Below are 7,147 nucleotides of genomic sequence, written 5' to 3' on the forward strand. Positions count from 1 at the left end.
ATGCCGGGTTTTTTGGGGGGGGGGGGGGGGTTGGCCCCCCCCACCCTTCCGGCGCAGGCCCGGGTCTATGCCACCCTCGGCGCTGACGGTCAGCTACAGGTATCGCAGACCCGGATTGCCGGGGCCACCATCTTCGACCCGCACCGCCCTGTGGCGGTGCGGGCGTCTGCGCGTGGGAAGCCGGTAGCTCCAGTGCCATCGCCTTCGCGCCCCGCCGGTCATGCCCGTTGGGGCCCGCTGATTGACCAGGTTGCAGCCGAACACGCGGTCGATGCGCACCTGCTGCACGCCATCGTTACCGTGGAGTCTGCCTATAACGCCAAGGCAAGATCGCATGCGGGCGCGCTGGGGTTGATGCAGGTCATCCCCGCCACGGGTAAACGATTCGGTGCACAGGATCTGCTCGATCCCCTGCAGAACCTGCGCGCAGGCACCGCCTACCTGGTGTGGTTGCATCGCCGTTTCGACGGCAACCTGGAACTGATGCTCGCGGCGTACAACGCAGGCGAGGGCGCGGTGCAGCGCCACGGTAACCGCGTGCCGCCGTTTGCGGAAACCCGCCAGTACGTAGCCAAAGTCACTGCGCTGTACCACAGCCGGCGCGATTGACGCTGCCGGCACCTGTGTAACGCAGGTACATCACGGCGGAGGATGCAGTTGACATTGCACCTCGAAATCACTTTGAAACTTTTTTTGTACGTTGCTCCGCACGCAGCTGTCAGTCTGCGTTCCGTGGGAGCCGGTGCGCCGCACCGATCCTCTTCTTTGACTCTGCCTTCGGACGTCGCATGCCTCTCATTCACAAGTTGAAACTGCTCTCGGGTCAGCTCGACGGCGTCGAATTCACCCTGCTGCCGGGCGATACCGTCTTCCATGTCGGTCCCGCACGCATCCTGCACGAGGGCAGGATGGAGAGCACGCTGGCCAACGCCGACAACGTGTTCTACATCCCGGGTGACCATCTGCCGGCGTCGTTCCGCATCCGTTGCTCGGAAACCGCGGTCAAACTGGAAGTGCGCGAGAACGACAACATCTGCTGGATCGCGCAGGACCTGCCCCTCAATGAGGTCGTGTATGTGGCCGGCCTGACCCTGGCCGTGCGCGAAGAGCACGAGGTCTGGTCGCTCGCGGTGCTGGACCATCGTCTGCCCGTGTTGGCCAAGTACGAGTCGATGGAGCGGGCTGCCGCCGCGGCGCGTCCGCGAACGCCGCTCATCCTGTGGCTGGTGCTCGGCGTCATGGCTGCCGTGCTGGCCGCCACCGGCTGGTGGCTGTACGACCGTCAGCGCCCTGCCACCCAGGTTCGGAATCTGGAACTGGTGCTGGCGCAGTCGCCTTATGACTACAACGTGGTGCACGACAAGCACGGGCGCATCCATGCGTTCACCGACACGGCCGAAGCCATGAGCTGGGGCCAGCGTGCCAGCGAGCGTGCCGGTCGCACCAAGGACATCTACCACATCCGTCACCTGGAAATTGCCCGCATCGGCACGTTCCTGGACAGCGCCGGCGTGGACTACGCGGTGATCCGCCTGCGCACCCCGCAAGTACCGGAAGTGGTGATCACCGCAGTCAGCGCCGACGACAGTGAGCGCCGCCGCCGCGTGGCCGCGATGCTGGCTCCGCACCTGCCGTACGCGACGCGTATCGACGTACGCTCGATCGGCGACGGGCACCTGGTCAGTCTGGCGCGCAACGGGCTCAACGCCCGCGGCATCAGCACGCGGACGGGCAGCCAGGCCGGGCGCACCAGCTTGACCAACGACACCTTCCTTGATGATGCCTCCCTGCACGCGATGTCGCGCTACCGCGATGAGTTCGTGCAGGAGTGGGGCGCACGTCGCGTGCACATCAACATCCGCTTGTGGGACGACCTGCTCAAGGGTCGCTCCTACCAGTACTCCGACGATCAGCTGCTCTCCATTGGTGAGGGTCGTTGGGAGTTTTCGACTTCAAGCAGCAGATAACCCGACGATACCATTGGAGAAACACTATGACTGAGAACACCAAACCGACCCCAGGTCCCGGTTTTGACCCGCCCGTCGACGATCCCGACCGCTGGAAAGGCTGGCTGAGCGAACACAGCCACCAGTTCAACCGGGGTGTGGCCAAGCTGAAGACCGATCTGGACAAAATCTTTAAAGATCTTACGGGTGACGGAACGGACGAAAAGCCGGGCGATCCGACCAACCCGGAGAAGCTGGCCAAGTACCAGACGGCGCTTTCCGAGTACACCACGTACCGTTCGTTGCAGTCGAACTCGGCCAAGAGCCTGGCTGACATGCAGAAGCAGAACGCCCGAAACCTGGGCTGATGCACCTTGCTGGCCGGACCGTCCCCGTCCGGCCAGCGTTCCCCCGCGCACCCTTCCGCAGGAACTCCCCACCATGTTGCAAGTTTCCGAGATCGCCACGGCGATCAACGCGGCCGAAGGCGCAGACGGCGCAGCCGTGTCGCTGTCCGACCGCATGACCCACGCCCTCGCCAACAGCTATGTCACCGCAGGGGAACAGCAGGCCAAGATTCACGCGGCCAGCAACGACCCGTATACCGCAACGGATCCCGACGAGTTGTTCGCCCTGCAGATGGCACTGGCCGACTACACCAAGCGTATGACCGTGGCCGCTGGGTTGGCCAATCACATGAACAAGACCTTCGAGACACTGCTCAAGTCATGAACACGCCGTTGTTTGCCGGCACCCCCCGCAAGGTGGGCTGGGTGCTGTTCGCCATGCTGGCCTTGCTGATGCTGAGTGGCTGCGCGCGCAAGCCGCTGCTGGAAGGTCTGGACGAGCGCCAGGCCAATGAAGTGATCGCGGTGCTGCTGCGTCACAACATCACGGCGGAAAAGCTGAGTGCCGGCAAGGGGGGGTACCAGGTACAGGTGGCCCAGCGCGACTTGCCCGAATCAATCGAGTTGATCCAGCGTAACGACCTGCCGTCGGCCCCGCGCAGCCAGGTGGCCAACGCGTTCCCGGCCGATTCGCTGGTCAGTACACCGCTGGGCGAGCGCGCCCGGCTGATCTCGGCGGTGGAGCAGCGGCTCGAGGAGTCACTGCAGTTGATCGACGGTGTGCAGTCGACCCGTGTGCACCTGAACTACGACGCCAGCATCGGCGGTGAAAACCGTCGTACCAACCCGCGCCGCATGCACGTGGCCGCGGTGGTGGCGCACGCGCCGGATGTGGACGAGGAGATTCTGATGCAGTCGATCAAGCGCTTCCTGCGCAATACCTTCGACGGCATCGATTACGACAACGTCTCGGTCATTCTGACCGAGGTGGAAGGTCCGCGGACCCTCGCCGTGACCGCTGCCGGTGAGCGCAGCGTATCCCCGCTGATACTGGCGTTGTTCGCGGTGCTGGGTGTCGCGCTGGTGCTGGGCGGCTGGGTGCTGGTGCGTGCAGTACCGGCCCTGGCCAGTGGCGCGAGTGGCCTCTGGCAGCGTCTGCGCCGACGCAAGCCGTTGCCGACCGGGAGCCGCTGGCGTGGAGCCTGAGCTGCTGCGGCTCGTGTACGCGCCTGCCAGCTACTACCGACCTTGGCGCGCGGTTTACGCACAGGCGACGCCGGCGCAGCAGCGCTGGCTCAATGCCACGCTGATCCGCCAGTGCGGCATGCCGGTGCCATCGGCGCGTGCGCAAATGCGCACGCCGCTGGCCCGGCGGGTGGTAACGGCGTGGGATCGCCTGCCCGAAGTGGCGGTGATGATCGGGGCAGCGCGCCTGCGCGACTGGGTGTCGATGCAGCGGGGCGGCACCGCGCTGTCCCTGCCGCTGCAGGCGTTCATGCGCGCCGGGTACTCACGGTACGACTCGCCGGAGCGGCCGCAACGGCCGCTGGAAGACGACCCGGATTCGCTGTTGCGCTGGGGCGCGGCCGAGGTGCGTGCGCTGGCTCCCTTGCTGCCCCCTTGGTTGGGGGCGCGCGTGACGCTTCCGCTGCACACCGACAGCGGCGACGCGCCCGAACTGGAGGTCCGCCCGGACCTGGATCTTTTCTGGAGTGCCCTGAACTATGTTGAAAAGCTTTCCTGAGCAGGCGCTCAACTTTGCGGTAGGGGGGGTGATCTCCCCCAGCGCGTTGGGCCAGGCCGCGCGCGCCGACCAGTTGGTCAGCATGGCCCGCCGGCGTGCGGCGGATGTCCTAGACGCCGTGCCCGCACAGGTGGCCGTGGCCACCGAGCAGGCACGCCGCGACGGCTATCACGATGGTTATGCCGAGGCGGTGGCCGAGGCGGTGCCGCTGCTGGAGGCCGCGCTGGCGGACGTGCAGACCCTGCGCGAGGCCGTGCTGGGTCAGTTGCGTGCGGTCATCGCGGCCAGTCTTGCAGCGGAATCGGTCGAAGCCGAGCTGGTGATCCGTCGCTGCGAGCAGGCGTTTGCCGACGGCGAAACGGACATCCGGCTGCACGTACCTCCGCAGCTGGAAGCGTTGCGTGACGCCGTGCGGCAACGATTGGCGCAACACACACCGATGCTTCCGCTGCAGGTGCTGGGCGGGCAGGGCACGTTGCCGGTGCTGAGTGTGGGTGCGCTGGTGTACGAACTGGATCCGGTCCATGCGCTGAGCCGCGCGGTGGAAGCCAGTGTGGATGCCAATGTGCTTGAAGCCGGTGCACGCGAACGCGCGTCCGCCTATCTGGCAGCGATCAACGCACGCTTGAAACCACTGCCTTTCCCTGACTCTTTCACTGGAGCACACTGATGATGCTGAACAAACTGGACGCCGGTGCGTCCAACTTCTCTGCCCTTCCCGATGGTGACGCCCCCTCGCTGGACCAGCGCATGCGTGAGGCCATGCGCGCTGCCATGGGCGGCGAGGAGCGCCGGCCGGACTTCAGCGATCTTGTTCCGGAGATCCAGCCGGTCAAGGAAAAGCCGGTCACCAAGCCGTTGCCGTTGTCGCCGGAGGCGCTGGTCGACATGATGTTCCGTGAGTGGTTCCAGAGAGGCTTCATGCAGGCGATGCTGCTGGGCGATCCGGATGAAAAGCTGGGTGTGAAGCCGGAGCCCTACGCCGACTGACATTTCAAGGTAGAGCCGGGCTCTTCCCGGCTTCTTGTGACAATGCAAACGCAGCCGGGCAGAGCCCGGCTCTACGGTGTAGTCGCCGTAGCAGCCGCCGCCGGCACCGCCGCAGGCGCAGCCATCCAGCGCTTGATCTTCGCGTCCAGAATATCCAGCGGCATCGATCCGTCGCGCAGCACTTCCGCGTGGAAGCGTCGCGGGTCGAACTGCGCACCTTGCGCCGCCTGCGCTGCGTCGCGCAGTTCCATCATCTTCAGTTCGCCCAACCCATTGGCCAGTGTCTGCCCGGGCAGCGCCATGAAGCGCTCCACTTCAGCTGTCGCGTCGTCCGCCGGCATGTCGGCGGTCTTGACCAGATAATCCACCGCCTGCTTCTTGCTCCAGCCCTGTGCATGCACACCCGTGTCGGCGACCATGCGCGCACTGCGGGTCAATGCTGCCTGCAGGTAGGCCACCTTGGCGTAGGGATCTTCATACACGCCCAGCGCGTCGCCCAGCGATTCGGCATACAGACCCCAGCCCTCCACGAAGGCGATGTCGCCTCCCAGTCGGCGGAAGCGCGGCAGCTTGTCCAGTTCCTGCTGCAGACCCAGCTGCACGTGGTGGCCAGGAATTGCTTCGTGCAGGTACTGCATCGGCGCGGCCCAGCTGCGCCGGCTCGGCAGGGCACCGGTGTTCACATACAACACGGCGGGGCGCATGCCGTCGGGCAACGGCGGCTGATAGCTCACCGCTGCGGCACTGGCCGTGCGGTCGGCTTCCACCGCGCGGATATCGAGCCTGGCCTTGGGCAGCGTGCCCAGCTGGGTGGGCAGCCGCGCCGCCACCTGTTGCTGCAACTGGGTATAGCGGCCGAGCAGGGCCTGCGGCGTGGCGAACTGGAAGTCGCGATCCGTGCGCATGCCGCGCAGCACTTTCTGCTGCGAACCGCGGATGCGGTTGTCCTTCAGGACTTTGCCGATCTGCTCCTGCAGCGCCGCTACACGTTGTTCGCCGAGTGTGTGGATCTGCTGCGGACTGAGCGTGCTGGCCGTGCTCTGCACGATCGTCTGCGCGTACCAGGCCTGGCCGTTCGGCAGGGCAGAGAGTCCATCGCTGGCGCGGGTGGCGGGCAGGTATTCGGTGGCGATGAAGCCGCGCAGCGCGCGGTAGGCCGGCATGATCCGCAGTTCGATCATGCGCTTGTACTCGGCGCTGATGCGCGCCTTGTCGGCTTCGGGGAAATCATCGGGCAGGTTGCGCACCGGAGCCCAGAAGATGCTTTCCTCAGCCGTGGGCTTGATTACCGCGTCCAGCTGCGGCAGCACCTTTTCCATCAGGTCGCGTGGCTGCACCACACCGGCCTTCATGCCCTCGCGCATGTTGGCGATGGCCTGGTCGAACAATGGCGGAACACCCAGTGAGCGTCGCGACCAGGCGTCATAGTCGGCCACGGTATTGAAGGGCTGGGCCCCCGAGCCGGAGCCCAGAATCGCCATGATGCTGCCCAGGTTGTAGTACTGGCTGACGGGCGTCATCCACGACGGGTATTTTTCCGCCGCCAGCGACATCTGTGCGTCGCGCACGAAGATCTGGTAACTCAGCAGGTCCTGGCCTTCCAGACCCTCCGCGCCGATCTTTTCAACCTTGCCCAGCCATTCCGTGGTGAAGTCGTGTGACTGCTGGCGCCAGGCCGCCGAAAGGATATTGGGCAGCTGGTCGTTATGGCGGGCGTCGCCCTGGAAGGTGGCCTGCAGCGGGTTCAGCCGCATGGAGGCGTCCCAGTATTCGTCGTACACCAGATTCAGCTGCGCGGCCTTGCTCTGCTGGCGGACCAGCGGCTTGCGTGCCGGCGCGGCGGGACGCGCACGCGGCTTGGCCTTGGGCTTGGCGGCCGGGCGGGTCTGCGCGGCCGCGGGGCGGTTGGCCTTCTTCTTGGCCGCTTCAGCCGGCGGGGCGGCGCTGAAGATCAGCGCGGCGGCGATGGCGAGCGCCAGGGCGCGGGCGGGGTGGGGCATGGAGCGCTTCCGTAAATCCTATACAGACCCGGGAGCTTGCCTGATTCGCCCGGACGGAGCCACCGCGTCGTTCAGCTTTGGTAGCGCCGGCCGTTGGCCGGCTCACGCAGTGCCCGGGCC

9 protein-coding genes are annotated in these 7,147 nt (G+C 66.0%); 8 read left to right on the forward strand and 1 reads right to left on the reverse strand.

All coding sequences use genetic code 11. From position 1 onward, the window contains the following. The 8 genes from QMX83_RS18890 to QMX83_RS18925 all read left to right on the forward strand — a co-directional run. The coding region (locus QMX83_RS18890; RefSeq protein WP_282298182.1) for a lytic transglycosylase domain-containing protein at nt 1-609 on the forward strand (609 nt) is incomplete at its 5' end. A 179-nt stretch (nt 610-788) separates the two neighbouring features. Further along, nucleotides 789-1,967 carry a PrgH/EprH family type III secretion apparatus protein gene (locus QMX83_RS18895; protein ID WP_282298183.1) on the forward strand — a complete coding sequence of 393 codons (1,179 nt, stop codon included), beginning with the start codon at nt 789-791 and terminating at the stop codon, nt 1,965-1,967. A gap of 26 nt (nt 1,968-1,993) precedes the next feature. Beyond that, on the forward strand, nt 1,994-2,314 hold the full coding sequence (locus tag QMX83_RS18900; RefSeq protein ID WP_282298184.1) for an EscF/YscF/HrpA family type III secretion system needle major subunit: 321 nt from the start codon (nt 1,994-1,996) through the stop codon (nt 2,312-2,314). 73 nt (nt 2,315-2,387) lie between these two features. Next, the gene (gene sctI, locus QMX83_RS18905) at nt 2,388-2,678 is read left to right on the forward strand and encodes a type III secretion system inner rod subunit SctI (protein WP_282298185.1); all 291 of its coding nucleotides are present in this window, start codon (nt 2,388-2,390) and stop codon (nt 2,676-2,678) included. Then, nucleotides 2,675-3,499, forward strand: coding sequence for a type III secretion inner membrane ring lipoprotein SctJ (gene sctJ, locus QMX83_RS18910; RefSeq protein WP_282298186.1), 825 nt, complete (start codon nt 2,675-2,677; stop codon nt 3,497-3,499). The genes sctI and sctJ overlap by 4 nt, the downstream gene beginning before the upstream one ends. Continuing rightward, nucleotides 3,489-4,037 (forward strand): hypothetical protein, encoded by a 549-nt coding sequence (locus tag QMX83_RS18915; protein WP_282298187.1) that lies wholly within the window; start codon nt 3,489-3,491, stop codon nt 4,035-4,037. Before sctJ ends, QMX83_RS18915 begins: the two co-directional genes overlap by 11 nt. Further along, nucleotides 4,018-4,707, forward strand: a complete 690-nt coding sequence (locus QMX83_RS18920; RefSeq protein ID WP_282298188.1) for a hypothetical protein — start codon at nt 4,018-4,020, stop codon at nt 4,705-4,707. Before QMX83_RS18915 ends, QMX83_RS18920 begins: the two co-directional genes overlap by 20 nt. Then, on the forward strand, nt 4,707-5,027 hold the full coding sequence (locus QMX83_RS18925) for a hypothetical protein (protein WP_282298189.1): 321 nt from the start codon (nt 4,707-4,709) through the stop codon (nt 5,025-5,027). Before QMX83_RS18920 ends, QMX83_RS18925 begins: the two co-directional genes overlap by 1 nt. A 71-nt stretch (nt 5,028-5,098) precedes the next feature. Here the strand turns inward: QMX83_RS18925 and QMX83_RS18930 are convergent, their stop codons facing one another. Next, entirely contained in the window at nt 5,099-7,027 is a 1,929-nt protein-coding gene (locus tag QMX83_RS18930) for a DUF885 family protein (protein ID WP_282298190.1), read from the reverse strand. Nucleotides 7,028-7,147 lie beyond the last annotated feature (120 nt).

It is taken from the genome of Stenotrophomonas sp. PS02289, assembly GCF_029960115.1.
Classification (GTDB): Bacteria; Pseudomonadota; Gammaproteobacteria; order Xanthomonadales; family Xanthomonadaceae; genus Stenotrophomonas.

Excerpts from the sequence above, each read along its gene's own strand:
- QMX83_RS18895 (WP_282298183.1), top strand. The coding sequence starts at position 789 with ATGCCTCTCATTCACAAGTTGAAACTGCTCTCGGGTCAGCTCGACGGC.
- QMX83_RS18900 (WP_282298184.1), top strand. The coding sequence starts at position 1,994 with ATGACTGAGAACACCAAACCGACCCCAGGTCCCGGTTTTGACCCGCCC.
- sctI (WP_282298185.1), top strand. The coding sequence starts at position 2,388 with ATGTTGCAAGTTTCCGAGATCGCCACGGCGATCAACGCGGCCGAAGGC.
- sctJ (WP_282298186.1), top strand. The coding sequence starts at position 2,675 with ATGAACACGCCGTTGTTTGCCGGCACCCCCCGCAAGGTGGGCTGGGTG.
- QMX83_RS18920 (WP_282298188.1), top strand. The coding sequence starts at position 4,018 with ATGTTGAAAAGCTTTCCTGAGCAGGCGCTCAACTTTGCGGTAGGGGGG.
- QMX83_RS18925 (WP_282298189.1), top strand. The coding sequence starts at position 4,707 with ATGATGCTGAACAAACTGGACGCCGGTGCGTCCAACTTCTCTGCCCTT.
- QMX83_RS18930 (WP_282298190.1), bottom strand. The coding sequence starts at position 7,027 with ATGCCCCACCCCGCCCGCGCCCTGGCGCTCGCCATCGCCGCCGCGCTG.